At 61.2% G+C, this 18,439-nt stretch carries 21 protein-coding genes; all 21 read left to right on the top strand.

Annotation, left to right across the window (positions count from 1 at the left end; translation table 11 throughout):
* Nucleotides 1-9: 9 nt before the first annotated feature.
* The 21 genes from rpoC to rpsN all read left to right on the top strand — a co-directional run bounded on the left by rpoC (nt 10) and on the right by rpsN (nt 18,435).
* Nucleotides 10-4,251 carry a DNA-directed RNA polymerase subunit beta' gene (rpoC, locus tag WS46_RS27760; protein ID WP_059535568.1) on the top strand — a complete coding sequence of 1,414 codons (4,242 nt, stop codon included), beginning with the start codon at nt 10-12 and terminating at the stop codon, nt 4,249-4,251.
* Nucleotides 4,252-4,493: 242 nt separating this feature from the next.
* Nucleotides 4,494-6,341, top strand: coding sequence for a DNA helicase RecQ (recQ, locus tag WS46_RS27755; RefSeq protein ID WP_059535570.1), 1,848 nt, complete (start codon nt 4,494-4,496; stop codon nt 6,339-6,341).
* Nucleotides 6,342-6,568: 227 nt separating this feature from the next.
* Nucleotides 6,569-6,949 (top strand): 30S ribosomal protein S12, encoded by a 381-nt coding sequence (gene rpsL / locus WS46_RS27750; protein WP_006400662.1) that lies wholly within the window; start codon nt 6,569-6,571, stop codon nt 6,947-6,949.
* Nucleotides 6,950-7,121: 172 nt separating this feature from the next.
* The gene (gene rpsG / locus WS46_RS27745; RefSeq protein WP_034209730.1) at nt 7,122-7,592 is read left to right on the top strand and encodes a 30S ribosomal protein S7; all 471 of its coding nucleotides are present in this window, start codon (nt 7,122-7,124) and stop codon (nt 7,590-7,592) included.
* A gap of 123 nt (nt 7,593-7,715) precedes the next feature.
* Nucleotides 7,716-9,818, top strand: coding sequence for an elongation factor G (fusA, locus tag WS46_RS27740; RefSeq protein ID WP_059535572.1), 2,103 nt, complete (start codon nt 7,716-7,718; stop codon nt 9,816-9,818).
* A 41-nt stretch (nt 9,819-9,859) separates the two neighbouring features.
* Complete coding sequence (gene tuf / locus WS46_RS27735) at nt 9,860-11,050, top strand: elongation factor Tu (protein WP_006482910.1); 1,191 nt, start codon at nt 9,860-9,862, stop codon at nt 11,048-11,050.
* 286 nt (nt 11,051-11,336) lie between these two features.
* Nucleotides 11,337-11,648 (top strand): 30S ribosomal protein S10, encoded by a 312-nt coding sequence (gene rpsJ, locus WS46_RS27730; protein WP_004199280.1) that lies wholly within the window; start codon nt 11,337-11,339, stop codon nt 11,646-11,648.
* Between the two features lie 178 nt (nt 11,649-11,826).
* Entirely contained in the window at nt 11,827-12,477 is a 651-nt protein-coding gene (gene rplC / locus WS46_RS27725) for a 50S ribosomal protein L3 (RefSeq protein WP_006752926.1), read from the top strand.
* Nucleotides 12,477-13,097, top strand: coding sequence for a 50S ribosomal protein L4 (rplD, locus tag WS46_RS27720; RefSeq protein WP_006477192.1), 621 nt, complete (start codon nt 12,477-12,479; stop codon nt 13,095-13,097). Before rplC ends, rplD begins: the two co-directional genes overlap by 1 nt.
* Nucleotides 13,094-13,408, top strand: coding sequence for a 50S ribosomal protein L23 (gene rplW / locus WS46_RS27715; protein WP_004199275.1), 315 nt, complete (start codon nt 13,094-13,096; stop codon nt 13,406-13,408). Before rplD ends, rplW begins: the two co-directional genes overlap by 4 nt.
* A 2-nt stretch (nt 13,409-13,410) precedes the next feature.
* Entirely contained in the window at nt 13,411-14,238 is an 828-nt protein-coding gene (gene rplB / locus WS46_RS27710; protein ID WP_006482900.1) for a 50S ribosomal protein L2, read from the top strand.
* Between the two features lie 10 nt (nt 14,239-14,248).
* A complete protein-coding gene (rpsS, locus tag WS46_RS27705; protein WP_004199273.1) occupies nt 14,249-14,524 on the top strand; it encodes a 30S ribosomal protein S19 in 276 nt (91 codons plus the stop codon).
* 12 nt (nt 14,525-14,536) lie between these two features.
* Nucleotides 14,537-14,866, top strand: coding sequence for a 50S ribosomal protein L22 (gene rplV / locus WS46_RS27700; RefSeq protein ID WP_004199272.1), 330 nt, complete (start codon nt 14,537-14,539; stop codon nt 14,864-14,866).
* 11 nt (nt 14,867-14,877) lie between these two features.
* Nucleotides 14,878-15,678 carry a 30S ribosomal protein S3 gene (rpsC, locus tag WS46_RS27695; protein WP_006482899.1) on the top strand — a complete coding sequence of 267 codons (801 nt, stop codon included), beginning with the start codon at nt 14,878-14,880 and terminating at the stop codon, nt 15,676-15,678.
* 2 nt (nt 15,679-15,680) lie between these two features.
* On the top strand, nt 15,681-16,097 hold the full coding sequence (gene rplP, locus WS46_RS27690) for a 50S ribosomal protein L16 (protein WP_059468475.1): 417 nt from the start codon (nt 15,681-15,683) through the stop codon (nt 16,095-16,097).
* A gap of 9 nt (nt 16,098-16,106) precedes the next feature.
* Nucleotides 16,107-16,301, top strand: coding sequence for a 50S ribosomal protein L29 (gene rpmC, locus WS46_RS27685; RefSeq protein ID WP_006400652.1), 195 nt, complete (start codon nt 16,107-16,109; stop codon nt 16,299-16,301).
* Nucleotides 16,298-16,570 (top strand): 30S ribosomal protein S17, encoded by a 273-nt coding sequence (gene rpsQ, locus WS46_RS27680; protein ID WP_006752928.1) that lies wholly within the window; start codon nt 16,298-16,300, stop codon nt 16,568-16,570. The genes rpmC and rpsQ overlap by 4 nt, the downstream gene beginning before the upstream one ends.
* A 309-nt stretch (nt 16,571-16,879) precedes the next feature.
* Entirely contained in the window at nt 16,880-17,248 is a 369-nt protein-coding gene (gene rplN / locus WS46_RS27675) for a 50S ribosomal protein L14 (protein WP_006752929.1), read from the top strand.
* Between the two features lie 9 nt (nt 17,249-17,257).
* Nucleotides 17,258-17,566, top strand: a complete 309-nt coding sequence (gene rplX, locus WS46_RS27670; RefSeq protein ID WP_006477187.1) for a 50S ribosomal protein L24 — start codon at nt 17,258-17,260, stop codon at nt 17,564-17,566.
* Nucleotides 17,567-17,582: 16 nt separating this feature from the next.
* Nucleotides 17,583-18,122 (top strand): 50S ribosomal protein L5, encoded by a 540-nt coding sequence (rplE, locus tag WS46_RS27665; protein WP_006482882.1) that lies wholly within the window; start codon nt 17,583-17,585, stop codon nt 18,120-18,122.
* 7 nt (nt 18,123-18,129) lie between these two features.
* Nucleotides 18,130-18,435, top strand: coding sequence for a 30S ribosomal protein S14 (rpsN, locus tag WS46_RS27660; protein WP_006482884.1), 306 nt, complete (start codon nt 18,130-18,132; stop codon nt 18,433-18,435).
* Nucleotides 18,436-18,439 lie beyond the last annotated feature (4 nt).

The raw sequence follows: 18,439 nt of genomic DNA, 5'->3' as shown, positions 1-18,439 counted from the left end.
GAGAAAGCAATGAAAGCTCTGCTCGATCTATTCAAGCAAGTCCAACAGGAAGAAGTTTTCGACGCGATCAAGATCGGTCTGGCCTCGCCGGACAAGATCCGTTCGTGGTCGTTCGGTGAAGTGAAGAAGCCGGAGACCATCAACTACCGTACGTTCAAGCCGGAACGCGATGGTCTCTTCTGCGCGAAGATCTTCGGGCCGATCAAGGACTACGAGTGCCTGTGCGGCAAGTACAAGCGTCTGAAGCACCGCGGCGTGATCTGCGAGAAGTGCGGCGTCGAAGTGACGCTGGCGAAGGTGCGTCGTGAACGGATGGGCCACATCGAGCTGGCCTCGCCGGTCGCGCACATCTGGTTCCTGAAGTCGCTGCCGTCGCGTCTGGGCATGGTGCTCGACATGACGCTGCGCGACATCGAACGCGTGCTGTACTTCGAAGCATACGTGGTGATCGAACCGGGCATGACGCCGCTGAAGGCGCGGCAGATCATGACCGAAGAGGATTACTACAACAAGGTCGAGGAATACGGCGACGAATTCCGTGCCGAAATGGGCGCGGAAGGCGTGCGTGAACTGCTGCGCGCGATCAACATCGACGAGCAGGTCGAAACGCTGCGCACCGAGCTGAAGAACACCGGCTCGGAAGCGAAGATCAAGAAGTACGCGAAGCGCCTGAAGGTCCTCGAGGCATTCCAGCGCTCGGGCATCAAGCCCGAGTGGATGATCCTCGAAGTGCTGCCGGTGCTGCCGCCGGAACTGCGTCCGCTCGTGCCGCTGGACGGCGGCCGTTTCGCGACGTCGGACCTGAACGACCTGTATCGCCGCGTGATCAACCGTAACAACCGGTTGAAGCGTCTGCTCGAGCTGAAGGCCCCTGAAATCATCGTCCGCAACGAAAAGCGGATGCTGCAGGAAGCCGTCGACTCGCTGCTCGACAACGGTCGTCGCGGCAAGGCGATGACGGGCGCGAACAAGCGTCCGCTGAAGTCGCTCGCCGACATGATCAAGGGCAAGGGCGGTCGTTTCCGTCAGAACCTGCTGGGCAAGCGCGTCGACTACTCGGGCCGTTCGGTCATCGTGGTCGGCCCGACGCTGAAGCTGCACCAGTGCGGTCTGCCGAAGCTGATGGCGCTCGAACTGTTCAAGCCGTTCATCTTCAACAAGCTGGAAGTGATGGGCGTCGCGACGACCATCAAGGCTGCGAAGAAGGAAGTCGAGAACCAGACGCCGGTGGTGTGGGACATCCTCGAAGAGGTGATCCGCGAGCACCCGGTGATGCTGAACCGTGCGCCGACGCTGCACCGTCTCGGTATCCAGGCGTTCGAGCCCGTGCTGATCGAAGGCAAGGCGATCCAGCTGCACCCGCTCGTCTGCGCGGCGTTCAACGCCGACTTCGACGGTGACCAGATGGCCGTTCACGTGCCGCTGTCGCTCGAAGCGCAGATGGAAGCGCGCACGCTGATGCTGGCGTCGAACAACGTGCTGTTCCCGGCCAACGGTGATCCGTCGATCGTGCCGTCGCAGGATATCGTGCTGGGTCTGTACTACGCGACCCGCGAAGCGATCAACGGCAAGGGCGAAGGCCTGTCGTTCACCGGCGTGTCGGAAGTGATCCGCGCGTACGAGAACAAGGAAGTCGAGCTGGCATCGCGCGTCAACGTGCGGATCACCGAAATGGTCCGCAACGAAGACACGTCGGAAGGCGCGCCGCAATTCGTGCCGAAGATCTCGCTGTACGCGACGACCGTCGGTCGCGCGATCCTGTCGGAGATCCTGCCGCACGGCCTGCCGTTCTCGGTGCTGAACAAGCCGCTGAAGAAGAAGGAAATCTCGCGCCTGATCAACACCGCGTTCCGCAAGTGCGGTCTGCGTGCGACGGTCGTGTTCGCCGACCAGCTGATGCAGTCGGGTTTCCGCCTCGCGACGCGCGCCGGCATTTCGATCTGCGTGGACGACATGCTCGTGCCGCCGCAGAAGGAAACGATCGTCGGCGACGCCGCGAAGAAGGTGAAGGAGTACGACCGCCAGTACATGTCGGGTCTCGTCACCGCGCAGGAACGCTACAACAACGTGGTCGACATCTGGTCGGCGACGTCGGAAGCGGTCGGCAAGGCGATGATGGAGCAGCTGTCGACGGAGCCGGTGACGGACCGCGACGGCAACGAGACGCGCCAGGAGTCGTTCAACTCGATCTACATGATGGCCGACTCGGGCGCCCGGGGTTCGGCGGTGCAGATTCGTCAGCTGGCCGGTATGCGCGGCCTGATGGCGAAGCCGGACGGCTCGATTATCGAGACGCCGATTACCGCGAACTTCCGCGAAGGCCTGAACGTGTTGCAGTACTTCATCTCGACCCACGGTGCACGTAAGGGTCTGGCTGATACGGCACTGAAGACGGCAAACTCGGGTTACCTGACCCGTCGTCTCGTCGACGTCACGCAGGATCTGGTGGTGGTCGAGGACGATTGCGGCACGTCGAACGGCGTGGCGATGAAGGCGCTGGTCGAAGGCGGTGAAGTCGTCGAGGCACTGCGCGACCGTATCCTCGGCCGCGTCGCGGTCGCGGACGTCGTGAACCCGGAAACGCAGGAAACGCTGTACGAATCGGGCACGCTGCTCGACGAAACGGCGGTCGAGGAAATCGAACGCCTCGGCATCGACGAAGTGCGCGTGCGCACGCCGCTGACCTGCGAAACGCGTTACGGTCTGTGCGCGGCCTGCTACGGCCGTGACCTCGGCCGCGGCTCGCTCGTGAACGTCGGCGAAGCAGTCGGCGTGATCGCGGCACAGTCGATCGGTGAACCGGGCACGCAGCTGACGATGCGTACGTTCCACATCGGTGGTGCGGCATCGCGTGCGGCAGTGGCGTCGTCGGTCGAAGCGAAGAGCAACGGTATCGTGCGTTTCACGGCGACGATGCGTTACGTCACCAACGCGAAGGGCGAGCAGATCGTCATCTCGCGTTCGGGCGAGGCGCTGATCACCGACGATATCGGCCGCGAGCGCGAACGTCACAAGATCCCGTACGGCGCGACGCTGCTGCAGCTCGACGGCGCGGCGATCAAGGCCGGTACGCAGCTGGCGACGTGGGATCCGATGACGCGTCCGATCATCACCGAGTACGGTGGTACGGTGAAGTTCGAGAACGTCGAGGAAGGCGTGACCGTCGCGAAACAGATCGACGACGTGACCGGCCTGTCGACGCTGGTCGTGATCGACGTGAAGCGTCGCGGTTCGCAAGCTTCGAAGAGCGTGCGTCCGCAGGTGAAGCTGCTCGACGCGAACGGCGACGAAGTGAAGATCCCGGGCACGGAACACGCGGTGCAGATCGGCTTCCAGGTCGGCGCACTGATCACCGTGAAGGACGGCCAGCAAGTGCAGGTGGGTGAAGTGCTCGCACGTATCCCGACCGAAGCGCAGAAGACGCGTGACATTACCGGCGGTCTGCCGCGGGTGGCGGAACTGTTCGAAGCGCGTTCGCCGAAGGATGCCGGCATTCTCGCGGAAGTCACCGGCACGACGTCGTTCGGCAAGGACACGAAGGGCAAGCAGCGTCTCGTCATCACGGACCTCGAAGGCAATCAGCACGAGTTCCTGATCGCGAAGGAAAAGCAGGTGCTGGTCCACGATGCTCAGGTCGTCAACAAGGGCGAAATGATCGTGGACGGCCCGGCCGATCCGCACGACATCCTGCGTCTGCAGGGCATCGAGGCGCTGTCGCGCTACATCGTCGACGAAGTGCAGGACGTGTATCGTCTGCAGGGCGTGAAGATCAACGACAAGCACATCGAGGTGATCGTTCGCCAGATGCTGCGTCGTGTGCAGATCACCGACAACGGTGATACGCGCTTCATCCCGGGCGAACAGGTCGAGCGTTCCGACATGCTGGACGAGAACGATCGCATGATCGCCGAGAACAAGCGTCCGGCGTCGTACGACAACGTGCTCCTCGGTATCACGAAGGCGTCGCTGTCGACCGACTCGTTTATCTCGGCGGCATCGTTCCAGGAAACGACCCGCGTGCTGACCGAAGCGGCGATCATGGGCAAGCGCGACGATCTGCGCGGTCTGAAGGAAAACGTGATCGTCGGCCGTCTGATCCCGGCCGGTACGGGTCTCGCGTTCCACAAGGCACGCAAGGCGAAGGAGATGTCCGACCGCGAGCGTTTCGATCAGATCGCAGCGGAAGAGGCATTCGACTTCGGCACGCCGAGCGCGCCTGCGGAAGAGCCGCAACACCCGGCAGCCGAATAAGCACGGGCGGCGCGAGCCGCCTCACGTTGCGTATTCGCTGTCGTCGAAACCGCCCGGTCCGCCGGGCGGTTTTTTTTATCCGTCGTTCACGTGCATGACGGGCTTGCCGCACGCTTGCGCAGGCCCGTCATGCGCGCGAACGAGCTCTGTCGATTGGCCAACGTTGCACGATTCGCCGCGCGCTGCGCGAGCGGGTTGTTAAAATCGCGGTCATCGTTCCGCCGTCCTCGTTCTCATCATTCATGTCCCGCGCCCTCGAAATTCTCGACGAAGTCTTTGGTTATTCCGCATTTCGCGGCCAGCAGGGCGAGATCGTCGAACATGTCGCCGGCGGCGGCGATTGCCTCGTGCTGATGCCGACGGGCGGCGGCAAGTCGCTGTGCTACCAGATTCCGGCGCTGCTGCGTCGCGAAGCCGGGCAGGGCGCCGGCATCGTGGTATCGCCGCTGATCGCGCTGATGCAGGACCAGGTCGCCGCGCTCAGCGAAGTCGGCGTGCGCGCGGCCTACCTGAACTCGACGCTGTCGGGCGCCGAGGCCGCGGCGACCGAGCGCGCGCTGCGCGAGGGCGAGATCGACCTGCTGTACGTCGCGCCGGAGCGTTTGATGACCGGGCGCTTCCTCGACCTGCTCGAGCGCGCGAAGATCGGCCTGTTCGCGATCGACGAGGCGCACTGCGTGTCGCAGTGGGGGCATGACTTCCGTCCCGAATACATCCAGCTGTCGGTGCTGCACGAGCGTTTCCCGTCGGTGCCGCGCATCGCGCTGACGGCCACCGCCGACGCGATCACGCGAGACGAGATCATCCATCGCCTCGCGCTCGACGATGCGCGCGTGTTCGTGTCGAGCTTCGACCGGCCGAACATCCGCTACCGGATCGTCGAGAAGGACAACGCGCGCGCGCAGCTGCTCGACTTCATCCGCGCGGAGCACACGAACGCGGACGGCACGACCGACGCGGGCGTTGTCTACTGCCTGTCGCGCCGCAAGGTCGAGGAAACGGCCGAATGGCTGAAGGCACAGGGCGTGCGCGCGCTGCCGTATCACGCGGGGATGGAGTTCGAGGTGCGGCAGAAGCACCAGGAAATGTTCCAGCGCGAGGAAGGCATCGTGATGTGCGCGACCATCGCGTTCGGCATGGGCATCGACAAACCGGACGTGCGCTTCGTCGCCCATCTCGATTTGCCGAAGAGCGTCGAAGGCTACTACCAGGAAACCGGCCGTGCGGGCCGCGACGGGATGCCGGCGAACGCGTGGATGGCGTATGGGCTCGGCGACGTCGTCCAGCAGCGCAAGATGATCGACGAGTCCGATGCGGACGACGCCCACAAGCGCGTGCAGACGTCGAAGCTCGATGCGCTGCTCGGGCTGTGCGAGACGATCTCGTGCCGGCGTGTGCGGCTTCTGAACTACTTCGGCGAGGCGAGCCAGCCGTGCGGAAACTGCGACACGTGCCTCGAGCCGCCTGATTCGTGGGACGCGACGCGCGAGGCGCAGATGGCGCTGTCGTGCGTATTCCGCGCGCAGCGCGCGAGCGGCTTCAATTTCGGTTCGAGCCATCTGATCGAGATCCTGCGCGGCGGCCGCACCGAGAAGGTGCTGCAGCGCGGCCACGACCAGCTCAGTACGTTCGGGATCGGCGCGTCGCTGTCCGAGCCCGAGTGGCGCGCGATTTTCCGGCAGCTCGTGGCGTACGGCTATCTGGCGGTCGACCATGGCGGCTTCGGCGCGCTGATGCTGACCGAGGCCGCGAAGCCGGTGCTGAAGAACGAAGAGAAGGTCACGCTGCGCCGCTACGTGAAGCCACAGCGCACGCGCCAGTCGTCGAGCCGCAGCGGCACGCGGGTCGACCCGACGGCCGGCATGGGCACGCGCGAGCGCGCACGCTGGGATGCGCTGCGTGCGTGGCGCGCGGAAACCGCGAAGTCAGACGGCGTGCCGGCCTACGTGATTTTCCACGACGCGACGCTGGCCGAAATCGCGCGCAACGCGCCGGAGACGATCGACGACCTGCGCCACATCCCCGGCATGGGGGTGCGCAAGCTGGAACGCTTCGGCGACGAGATCATCGACGTCGTCGAATCGGCATGACACAGGTGTTCCGACCCTTCCGGTAAACCGCCCGCGCGGCTGGCAAATCACGCAAGCCGTTGACTTAGTTGGTATTTCCGGAATATCATGCTGGGTTCCGGTATTCGGTGGGCCGAGTCGCGTTCGAAGGTTCGTGTCCGTATCGCCGGTTCGGAAGTCAACTGTGCGTCGATTCTCGCTTTGCCCGAAATCGATGTGCAGATTTTGTTCAATTTCAGGAATAAACAATGCCAACCATCAACCAACTGGTTCGCAAAGGCCGTCAGTCGGAAACGACGAAGAGCAAGAGCCCGGCCCTGCAGGACTGCCCCCAGCGTCGCGGCGTGTGCACCCGTGTGTACACGACGACGCCGAAGAAGCCGAACTCGGCACTCCGTAAGGTCGCCAAGGTTCGTCTGACGAACGGCTTCGAAGTGATTTCGTACATCGGCGGTGAAGGCCACAACCTGCAGGAACACTCGGTTGTGCTGATCCGCGGCGGCCGTGTGAAGGACTTGCCGGGTGTGCGTTACCACATGGTTCGCGGCTCGCTGGATACCCAGGGCGTCAAGGACCGTAAGCAAGCGCGCTCGAAGTACGGCGCGAAGCGTGCAAAGGCTGCCAAGTAAGCAGTTTTTGATCAGGGATCGCCGCAGGGCGGTCAAGGCGGGAGTGCCGGATTGCCGGTGCTGTCGAGTAAGTGGTCACCCGGCCAAGCTGGTTAGTCGTGAAGATGTGATCGGGTTTGTTGGTGGCCGCGGGGCTGGATGCAGCTCCAACTGAACAGGTAAAGGAAGAATCATGCCGCGTCGTCGCGAAGTCCCCAAGCGGGAAGTGTTGCCGGATCCGAAGTTCGGCAACGTTGATGTAGCCAAGTTCATGAACATGCTGATGCTGTCCGGCAAGAAGTCGGTCGCAGAGCGCATCGTTTATGGCGCATTCGAACAAATCCAGACCAAGGGTGGCAAGGACCCGCTGGAAGTGTTCACCGTTGCGCTCAACAACGTGAAGCCGGTGGTCGAAGTGAAGAGCCGTCGCGTTGGTGGTGCCAACTATCAGGTTCCGGTCGAAGTGCGCCCGTCGCGTCGTATGGCATTGGCGATGCGCTGGCTGCGTGAGGCTGCGAAGAAGCGCAGCGAGAAGTCGATGGCTCTGCGTCTGGCAGGCGAACTCACCGAAGCGGCCGAAGGCCGTGGCGGCGCGATGAAGAAGCGCGATGAAGTTCACCGCATGGCAGAAGCCAACCGCGCGTTCTCGCATTTCCGTTTCTAAGCGCCTGGCTGGGCTGTTTGCGGAAATAAATTCCGGGCGGGTGCGCTTTTCAGGCGCCTCGCCCGTTTGTGTTGAAGCATGATGCAGCAGGGCTGCATCGTGTTATCCCAGTAGAGGATCAAAGTGGCTCGCAAGACTCCTATCGAGCGCTACCGCAATATCGGTATTAGCGCTCACATCGACGCCGGCAAGACGACGACGACCGAGCGCATTCTGTTTTACACCGGTGTGAACCACAAGATCGGTGAAGTCCACGACGGCGCAGCAACGATGGACTGGATGGAGCAGGAACAGGAGCGTGGCATCACGATCACGTCCGCTGCTACCACGGCCTTCTGGAAGGGCATGGGCGGCAACTATCCGGAACACCGCATCAACATCATCGACACCCCGGGCCACGTCGACTTCACGATCGAAGTGGAGCGTTCGATGCGCGTGCTCGACGGCGCGTGCATGGTGTACTGCGCAGTGGGCGGCGTGCAGCCGCAGTCGGAAACGGTGTGGCGCCAGGCTAACAAGTACAAGGTGCCCCGTCTCGCGTTCGTCAACAAGATGGACCGTACCGGCGCGAACTTCTTCAAGGTCTACGACCAGCTCCGTCTGCGCCTGAAGGCGAACCCGGTTCCGGTCGTGGTGCCGATCGGCTCGGAAGAAAACTTCAAGGGCGTGGTCGACCTGATCAAGATGAAGGCGATCATTTGGGACGAAGCGTCGCAAGGCACGAAGTTCGACTACGTCGACATCCCGGCCGAGCTCGCCGAGACCTGCAAGGAATGGCGCGAAAAGATGGTCGAAGTGGCTGCTGAAGCCAGCGAAGACCTGATGAACAAGTACCTGGAAGAAGGCGATCTGCCGGAAGCCGACATCGTCAAGGCGCTGCGCGACCGTACGATCGCGTGCGAAATCCAGCCGATGCTGTGCGGTACCGCGTTCAAGAACAAGGGCGTGCAGCGTATGCTCGACGCCGTGATCGACTTCCTGCCGTCGCCGGTCGACATCCCGCCGGTCAAGGGCGAGCTCGAAAACGGTGAAGAAGCAGAGCGCAAGGCGTCGGACGACGAGAAGTTCTCGTCGCTCGCGTTCAAGATCATGACCGACCCGTTCGTCGGCCAGCTGATCTTCTTCCGTGTGTACTCGGGCGTCGTCAACTCGGGCGACACGCTGCTGAACTCGACCAAGGGCAAGAAGGAACGCCTCGGTCGTATTCTGCAGATGCACGCGAACCAGCGTGAAGAAATCAAGGAAGTCCGTGCAGGCGACATCGCTGCTGCGGTCGGCCTGAAGGAAGCGACCACGGGCGACACGCTGTGCGACCCGGCGAACCCGATCGTTCTCGAGCGCATGGTGTTCCCGGAGCCGGTGATTTCGCAGGCTGTCGAGCCGAAGACCAAGGCTGACCAGGAAAAGATGGGCCTCGCGCTGAACCGTCTGGCGCAGGAAGACCCGTCGTTCCGCGTGCAGACCGACGAAGAATCGGGCCAGACCATCATTTCGGGCATGGGCGAGCTCCACCTCGAAATTCTGGTCGACCGGATGAAGCGTGAATTCGGCGTGGAAGCGACCGTCGGCAAGCCGCAGGTTGCATACCGCGAAACGATCCGTTCGACGGCGAAGGACGTCGACGGCAAGTTCGTCAAGCAGTCGGGTGGTCGCGGTCAGTACGGTCACGCGGTCATCACGCTCGAGCCGAACGAACAGGGCAAGGGCTACGAGTTCTTCGACGAGATCAAGGGTGGTGTGATTCCGCGTGAATACATCCCGGCGGTCGACAAGGGTATCCAGGACACGCTGAAGTCGGGCGTGCTGGCTGGCTTCCCGGTCGTCGACGTGAAGGTTCACCTGACGTTCGGTTCGTACCACGACGTTGACTCGAATGAAAACGCGTTCCGCATGGCCGGTTCGATGGCGTTCAAGGAAGCGATGCGCAAGGCGAACCCGGTCGTCCTCGAGCCGATGATGGCTGTCGAAGTCGAGACGCCGGAAGACTACATGGGCAACGTGATGGGCGACCTGTCGGGCCGTCGCGGTATCGTCCAGGGCATGGAAGACATGGTTGGCGGCGGCAAGATCGTTCGCGCCGAAGTGCCGCTGTCGGAAATGTTCGGTTACTCGACGTCGCTGCGTTCGCTGACGCAAGGTCGTGCAACGTACACGATGGAGTTCAAGCACTACGCTGAAGCTCCGCGCAACGTTGCTGAGGCGATCATCAGCGCGAAGTCGAAGTAAATCTGAAGCTACCAACCGATATTTTTTGAAAGAAGAGAATCATGGCAAAAGAAAAGTTTGAGCGGACCAAGCCGCACGTCAACGTTGGTACGATTGGTCACGTTGACCACGGCAAGACGACGCTGACGGCAGCGATCACGACGGTTCTGACGAAGAAGTTCGGCGGCGAAGCGAAGGCCTACGACCAGATCGACGCGGCACCGGAAGAAAAGGCGCGCGGCATCACGATCAACACGGCACACGTCGAGTACGAAACGGCAAACCGCCACTACGCACACGTCGACTGCCCGGGCCACGCTGACTATGTGAAGAACATGATCACGGGCGCAGCGCAGATGGACGGCGCGATCCTGGTTTGCTCGGCAGCAGACGGTCCGATGCCGCAAACGCGCGAGCACATCCTGCTGGCGCGTCAGGTTGGCGTTCCGTACATCATCGTGTTCCTGAACAAGTGCGACATGGTGGACGACGCTGAACTGCTCGAGCTGGTCGAGATGGAAGTTCGCGAACTGCTGTCGAAGTACGACTTCCCGGGCGACGACACGCCGATCGTGAAGGGTTCGGCGAAGCTGGCGCTGGAAGGCGACACGGGCGAGCTGGGCGAAGTGGCGATCATGAGCCTGGCAGACGCACTGGACACGTACATCCCGACGCCGGAGCGTGCGGTTGACGGCGCGTTCCTGATGCCGGTGGAAGACGTGTTCTCGATCTCGGGCCGCGGTACGGTGGTGACGGGTCGTGTCGAGCGCGGCATCGTGAAGGTCGGCGAGGAAATCGAAATCGTCGGTATCAAGCCGACGGTGAAGACGACCTGCACGGGCGTCGAAATGTTCCGCAAGCTGCTGGACCAAGGTCAGGCAGGCGACAACGTCGGTATCCTGCTGCGCGGCACGAAGCGTGAAGACGTGGAGCGTGGCCAGGTTCTGGCGAAGCCGGGTTCGATCACGCCGCACACGCACTTCACGGCTGAAGTGTACGTGCTGAGCAAGGACGAAGGCGGCCGTCACACGCCGTTCTTCAACAACTACCGTCCGCAGTTCTACTTCCGTACGACGGACGTGACGGGCTCGATCGAGCTGCCGAAGGACAAGGAAATGGTGATGCCGGGCGACAACGTGTCGATCACGGTGAAGCTGATCGCTCCGATCGCGATGGAAGAAGGTCTGCGCTTCGCAATCCGCGAAGGCGGCCGTACCGTCGGCGCCGGCGTCGTCGCCAAGATCATCGAGTAACATCGACGATCCGCGGGTCCCTCCGGGGTCCGCGATTCCACGGTAGGCAGTCGTACCGTCGAAACCGGGTGTCCAGTTTGATCTGGCACCCGGTTTTGTCTTTGTGGCGTGCGCGTTGCCGTCTTGACAAACGCACACCACCATTCCGATTTTTCGTGTAGAATCGCGGGCTTAGCAGTGGAAGTACCGTTCGGAAGCTGGCGCCTCGCTCCCCGCAGGTAACAGGTTTCGCGTTCTTTTAGTGTCCGGCGATGCAACATCGCCTCGCTCTTTTCAAGGAATCGTCATGCAGCAACAGAAAATCCGCATTCGCCTGAAGGCTTTCGACTATCGTCTGATCGATCAATCGGCTGCCGAAATCGTCGATACCGCGAAGCGGACTGGCGCAATCGTCCGTGGCCCGGTGCCGCTGCCGACGCGCATCCAGCGTTTTGACATCCTGCGTTCGCCGCACGTCAACAAGACGTCGCGCGATCAGCTCGAAATCCGTACCCACCAGCGCCTGATGGACATCGTCGATCCGACCGACAAGACGGTTGACGCGCTGATGAAGCTCGACCTGCCGGCTGGCGTCGACGTGGAAATCAAGCTGCAGTAAGGCTTTCGGCGCCATCCGGCGTGCCGGGCGGTGCTAAGTCTTTGTATTGCTTGCGGAAATCGATAAGTCGGGCTATACTGCTTGGCTTTTCGCGTATTCGCGTAAAAAAGTTGGGCCTTGCGTGCCTGGCATTTTGTAAATCAGCCCCGACCAATCGCAGTCGGGAATGGAGAAAATGATGAGCCTTGGACTCGTAGGTCGCAAGGTTGGCATGACCCGTATCTTCACGGCTGAAGGGGATTCGATTCCCGTCACCGTGCTGGACGTGTCGGACAACCGCGTGACGCAGATCAAGACTGTTGAAACCGACGGCTACACGGCCGTGCAGGTTGCATTCGGCTCCCGCCGCGCATCGCGCGTGACGAAGCCGCTGGCAGGTCATCTCGCCAAAGCCGGTGTCGAAGCCGGTGAAATCCTCAAGGAATTCCGCATTGACGCGGCCAAGGCAGCTGAGCTGTCGAATGGCGCCGTGGTCGGTGCTGATCTTTTCGAAGTGGGCCAGAAGGTCGACGTGCAAGGCGTGTCGATCGGTAAGGGCTACGCCGGTACGATCAAGCGTTACAACTTCTCCTCCGGCCGTGCTACCCACGGTAACTCGCGCTCGCACAACGTGCCGGGCTCGATCGGTATGGCGCAGGATCCGGGTCGCGTTTTCCCGGGTAAGCGCATGACGGGTCACCTCGGTGACGTTACGGTGACGGTGCAGAACCTCGAAATCGCTCGTATCGACGCAGAGCGCAAGCTGCTGCTCGTCAAGGGTGCGATTCCGGGTGCGAAGGGCGGCAAGGTTTTCGTGACGCCGGCCGTCAAGACCAAGGGGGCGAAATAATGGAACTCAAGCTCCTGAACGAAAATGGTCAGGAAGGTGCAGTGGTCAACGCGTCGGACGTCGTGTTCGGTCGTGACTACAACGAAGCGCTGATCCACCAGGTCGTCGTCGCGTACCAGGCGAATGCTCGCCAGGGTAACCGCGCACAGAAGGACCGTGAGCAAGTCAAGCACACCACCAAGAAGCCGTGGCGTCAGAAGGGTACGGGCCGCGCTCGTGCCGGTATGTCGTCGAGCCCGCTGTGGCGTGGCGGTGGTCGCATCTTCCCGAACTCGCCGGAAGAGAACTTCTCGCACAAGGTCAACAAGAAGATGCATCGCGCAGGTCTCTGCTCGATCTTCTCGCAGCTGGCCCGTGAAGGCCGTCTGTCGGTCGTCGAGGACATCATCCTCGAAGCGCCGAAGACCAAGCTGCTGGCTGACAAATTCAAGACCATGGGTCTCGACTCCGTGCTGATCATTACGGACACGGTCGACGAGAACCTGTACCTGGCTTCGCGCAACCTGCCGCACGTGGCGATTGTCGAGCCGCGCTACGCTGACCCGCTGTCGCTGATCTACTTCAAGAAAGTGCTGGTCACGAAGGCTGCGGTCGCCCAGATCGAGGAGTTGCTGTCATGAGCGAGATTCGCAAGAACGATCATCGTTTGATGCAGGTCCTGCTCGCACCGGTGATCTCGGAAAAGGCGACGCTGGTTGCCGACAAGAACGAGCAAGTCGTGTTCGAAGTCGCACCGGATGCCACGAAGCAGGAAGTGAAGGCGGCTGTCGAGCTGCTGTTCAAGGTTGAAGTTGATTCGGTCAACGTGCTGGTTCAGAAGGGCAAGCAAAAGCGCTTCGGCCGTTCGATGGGCCGCCGTAAGGACGTGAAGAAGGCGTACGTTTGCCTGAAGCCCGGCCAGGAAATCAACTTTGAAGCGGAGGCCAAGTAATCATGGCAATCGTGAAAGTTAAACCGACTTCGCCGGGTCGCCGCGCGATGGTCAAGGTGGTCAACAAGAATCTGCACCAGGGCAAGCCGTTCGCGGCACTGCTCGACTCGCAGAGCTCGACCGCCGGCCGTAACAACAACGGCCGCATCACCACGCGTCACAAGGGTGGTGGTCACAAGCAGCATTACCGTATCGTCGATTTCCGTCGCACGAAGGACGGCATCCCGGCAAAGGTCGAGCGTCTCGAGTACGACCCGAACCGTAGCGCGAACATCGCGCTGGTGCTCTACGCAGACGGCGAGCGTCGCTACATCATCGCCCCGAAGGGCCTGACCGTCGGCCAACAGCTGATGTCGGGTTCGGAAGCGCCGATCCGTGCAGGCAACACGCTGCCGATCCGCAACATTCCGGTCGGTACGACGATCCACTGCATCGAGATGCTGCCGGGCAAGGGCGCGCAAATGGCGCGTTCGGCTGGCACGTCGGCCATGCTGCTGGCACGTGAAGGCGTCTACGCGCAGGTTCGTCTGCGTTCGGGCGAAATCCGCCGCGTGCACATCGAGTGCCGTGCAACGATCGGTGAAGTCGGCAACGAAGAGCATAGCCTGCGCCAAATCGGCAAGGCTGGCGCGAACCGCTGGCGCGGTATCCGCCCGACGGTGCGTGGCGTTGCGATGAACCCGGTTGATCACCCGCACGGTGGTGGTGAGGGCAAGACGGCTGCAGGTCGCGACCCGGTGAGCCCGTGGGGTACGCCGGCTAAGGGTTACCGCACCCGCAGCAACAAGCGCACGACGACGATGATCGTCCAGCGCCGTCACAAGCGTTAAGGAGTAGGCAATGGCACGTTCTGTAAAAAAAGGTCCGTTCTGCGACGCCCATTTGCTGAAGAAAGTTGAGGCGGCTGCAGCTTCGCGCGACAAAAAGCCGATCAAGACCTGGTCGCGTCGCTCGACGATTCTGCCGGATTTCATCGGCCTGACGATCGCTGTTCACAACGGCCGTCAACACGTTCCGGTGTACATCTCGGAAAACATGGTCGGCCACAAGCTTGGCGAGTTCGCACTGACCCGTACGTTCAAGGGTCACGCGGCCGACAAGAAGGCCAAGAAATAAGGGGCAATCAAGATGGAAGTGAAAGCAATTCATCGCGGTGCCCGCATCTCGGCGCAAAAAACGCGCCTTGTGGCTGACCAGATCCGCGGTTTGCCGGTCGACAAGGCGCTGAACGTTTTGACGTTCTCGCCGAAGAAGGCGGCTGGCATCGTGAAGAAGGTTGTGCTGTCGGCAATCGCGAATGCGGAGCACAACGAAGGCGCTGATATCGACGAGCTCAAGATCAAGAGCATCTACGTCGACAAGGCTGCATCGCTCAAGCGTTTCACCGCGCGCGCCAAGGGCCGCGGTAACCGCATCGAGAAGCAATCCTGTCACATCACTGTGACGGTCGGGAATTAAGGAGCCATACGATGGGACAGAAAATTCATCCGACTGGCTTCCGCCTGGCTGTCAGCCGCAATTGGGCTTCGCGTTGGTACGCGAACAACAACAATTTCGCGGCGATGCTGCAGGAAGACATCGGTGTTCGTGAATACCTGAAGAAGAAGCTGAAGAACGCTTCGGTCGGTCGGGTCGTCATCGAGCGTCCGGCAAAGAACGCGCGCATCACGATTTACAGCTCGCGTCCGGGCGTCGTCATCGGCAAGAAGGGCGAGGATATCGAACAGCTGAAGACGGAACTGCAACGCCGCATGGGCGTGCCGGTTCACGTCAACATCGAAGAAATCCGCAAGCCGGAAACCGATGCGCAACTGATCGCTGACTCGATCACGCAACAGCTCGAGCGCCGGATCATGTTCCGTCGCGCGATGAAGCGTGCGATGCAGAACGCGATGCGTCTGGGTGCCCAAGGCATCAAGATCATGAGCGCAGGCCGTCTGAACGGTATCGAAATCGCTCGTACGGAGTGGTATCGCGAAGGTCGCGTGCCCCTTCACACGCTGCGTGCCGACATCGACTACGCGACCTCGGAAGCGAAGACGACCTACGGCATCATCGGCGTCAAGGTATGGGTGTACAAGGGCGACACGCTCGGCCGCAATGACGCGCCGGTGGTCGAAGAAGTAGCCGAAGACAAGCGTCCGCGTCGCAATGCGCGTCCGGGCGACCGTCGTCCGCGCCGTGACGGCGAAGGCGGCGCTCCGGGTGCTCGTCGTGGCGCACCGCGCCGTGGCGCCGGCAAGCCCGAAGACGGCAAGACGGGAGAATAACGATGCTGCAACCGAAACGCAGGAAGTATCGTAAAGAACAGAAGGGTCGTAACACCGGCAAGGCGACGCGCGGCAACGCAGTGTCGTTCGGTGAATTCGGTCTGAAGGCGATCGGTCGCGGTCGTTTGACCGCACGTCAAATTGAAGCGGCGCGTCGTGCAATGACGCGTCACATCAAGCGTGGCGGCCGCATCTGGATCCGGATCTTCCCGGACAAGCCGATTTCGCAAAAGCCGGCAGAAGTGCGTATGGGTAACGGTAAGGGTAACCCGGAGTACTACGTCGCCGAAATCCAGCCGGGCAAGATGCTCTATGAAATGGACGGCGTAACCGAAGAACTGGCACGCGAAGCGTTCCGTCTGGCCGCAGCGAAGCTGCCGCTGAAGACGACGTTCATCGTGCGCCAGCTCGGCGCCTAAGGAGAAAACATGAAGGCTTCCGAACTTCTCCAGAAAGACCAGGCCGCGCTCAACAAGGAGCTGGCGGACCTGCTGAAGGCGCAATTCGGCCTGCGCATGCAACTCGCGACCCAGCAGCTCACGAACACGAGCCAGCTGAAGAAGGTTCGTCGCGACATCGCACGTGTGCGGACCGTCATGACTCAGAAGGCGAACCAGAAATGAACGATAGCGTGAAAACCTCGCTGAAGCGGACGCTGGTCGGTCGGGTCGTCAGCAACAAGATGGACAAGACCGTCACCGTGCTGATCGAGCACCGCGTCAAGCACCCGATCTACGGCAAGTATGTCGTGCGCTCGAAGAAGTACCACGCGCATGATGAAGCGAACACCTGCAACGAAGGCGATCTCGTCGAAATCCAGGAAACTCGTCCTGTTTCGAAGACGAAGGCCTGGACGGTGTCGCGCCTCGTCGAAGCAGCTCGCGTCATCTAAGCGGGCAGAGCAGTAGGCAGTAACAGGCACTTCGCCAAGAAGTGCTTGAAATCGCAAAGTTTTTGCTTGCGTGACCGGGATTATTTGTTATAATCCCGGTCTTCCCTCTTTATGGGAGCCCCGTCGCGGGCGAAGTTGGTGGGGGAAGCGGACTGGCGCCAGCCTGTCCGAAAGATTCACCGAATTGCGATGGCGGGTTTCGTTTGCCGTCGCTGCTGTTCCAACCCAAGCAGCCGATTGGCTGACGGGACCAAGACTGACCGAATGCATCATGGTGGTGCATCCGGATTAAGTTGGGAAAGACAAACCATGATCCAGACCGAATCTCGGCTCGAAGTAGCCGACAACACGGGTGCGCGTGAAGTCATGTGCATCAAGGTGCTCGGCGGCTCGAAGCGTCGTTATGCCGGCATTGGCGACATCATCAAGGTGACCGTCAAAGAAGCAACGCCGCGCGGGCGCGTGAAGAAAGGCGAAATCTACAACGCCGTGGTGGTCCGCACCGCCAAGGGTGTTCGCCGTCAAGACGGCTCGCTGATCAAGTTCGACGGCAACGCCGCTGTGCTTTTGAATAACAAGCTTGAGCCGATCGGCACCCGTATCTTCGGGCCGGTGACGCGTGAGCTGCGTAGCGAACGATTCATGAAGATCGTTTCGCTGGCGCCGGAAGTGCTGTAAGGAGTCGCGATGAACAAGATTCGCAAAGGTGACGAAGTTATCGTCGTCACTGGCAAGGACAAGGGCAAGCGCGGCGTCGTGCTGGCTGTCGGTGCTGAACATGTGACGGTTGAAGGTATCAACCTCGTCAAGAAGCATGTGAAGCCGAACCCGATGAAGGGTACGACGGGCGGCGTGGAAGCGAAGACGATGCCCCTGCATATTTCGAACGTCGCACTGGTCGACGCGAATGGCAAGGCGTCGCGTGTTGGCATCAAGGTCGAGGAAGGCAAGAAGGTTCGCTTCCTGAAGACGACCGGTGCCGTACTGAGCGCCTGACGCAGCGGAGTAAAAAATGGCTCGTTTTCAAGAGTTTTACAAAGAAAAGGTTGTGCCCGGCCTGATCGAGAAGTTCGGTTACAAGTCGGTCATGGAAGTGCCGCGCATCACCAAGATCACGCTGAACATGGGTCTTGGCGAAGCGATCGCTGACAAGAAGATCATCGAGAACGCCGTTGGCGACCTCACGAAGATCGCTGGTCAGAAGCCGGTCGTCACGAAGGCGCGCAAGGCAATCGCAGGCTTCAAGATCCGCCAGGGCTACCCGATCGGCGCGATGGTGACGCTGCGTGGTCGTGCGATGTACGAATTCCTCGACCGTTTCGTGACCGTTGCCCTGCCCCGCGTGCGTGACTTCCGCGGTGTGTCGGGCCGTGCTTTCGATGGCCGCGGCAACTACAACATCGGTGTGAAAGAGCAGATCATTTTCCCCGAAATCGACTACGACAAGATCGACGCACTGCGTGGGCTGAACATCAGCATCACGACGACTGCGAAGACCGACGACGAAGCAAAGGCACTGCTCGCCAGCTTCAAGTTCCCGTTCAGAAACTGAGGTTACCGTGGCTAAACTGGCACTGATCGAACGTGAAAAGAAGCGCGCCCGCCTGGTCGCGAAGTTCGCAGCAAAGCGCGAAGCGCTGAAGGCGATCGTCGAAGACCAAAGCAAGTCGGAAGAAGAGCGCTACGAAGCACGCCTTGAGCTGCAGCAACTGCCCCGCAACGCAAACCCGACCCGCCAGCGTAACCGCTGCGCGATCACGGGCCGTCCGCGTGGCACGTTCCGTAAATTCGGCCTCGCGCGTAACAAGATTCGTGAAATCGCATTCCGTGGCGAGATTCCTGGCCTGACCAAGGCGAGCTGGTAATAGG

The organism is Burkholderia sp. RF4-BP95 (assembly GCF_001521985.1).
GTDB classification, from domain to species: Bacteria; Pseudomonadota; Gammaproteobacteria; order Burkholderiales; family Burkholderiaceae; genus Burkholderia; species Burkholderia diffusa.
Note: the sequence above shows the minus strand (reverse complement) of the source record. Positions and strands in the feature narration are given on the sequence as shown.